The 273-nt window shown below is 72.2% G+C and carries 1 protein-coding gene; it reads right to left on the bottom strand.

Going from position 1 to position 273, the window contains the following annotated elements:
- Nucleotides 1–273, bottom strand: a 273-nt coding sequence (locus SB658_RS23925; RefSeq protein WP_410602819.1) for an MDR/zinc-dependent alcohol dehydrogenase-like family protein, incomplete at both ends; no start/stop codon positions are given.

The following is a 273-nucleotide window of genomic DNA, read 5'->3' as shown; positions in this document are numbered from 1 at the left end:
CCGGCTTCGAGTCGGGCGAGCACCGCGGGGCCCTCGTCGAGCGCGTGCATCTGCGGGGAGCCGGGGGTGTAGACGCCCTGCGCGATGAGATCGTCGAGCTCCGTGAGCAGATCGCGGTACGCGGCGGGCGCTGCGGCTGCCAGCGCGCCGATGTGCAGGCCGCGCAGCTGTGCGTGATGCTCGAAGATCAGCTCCTGCGTCGACACACGGGCGGGGCCCGAGGCGGAGCCGAAGATCACCACTCGTCCGGTGAAGGGCTTCGCGACCGCCAGG

It is taken from the genome of Bacillus sp. SIMBA_008, assembly GCF_046535495.1.
Classification (GTDB): Bacteria; Bacillota; Bacilli; order Bacillales; family Bacillaceae; genus Bacillus; species Bacillus subtilis.
The sequence above is the reverse complement of the archived record's forward strand: the minus strand, read 5'-3'. Positions and strand labels throughout refer to the sequence as shown.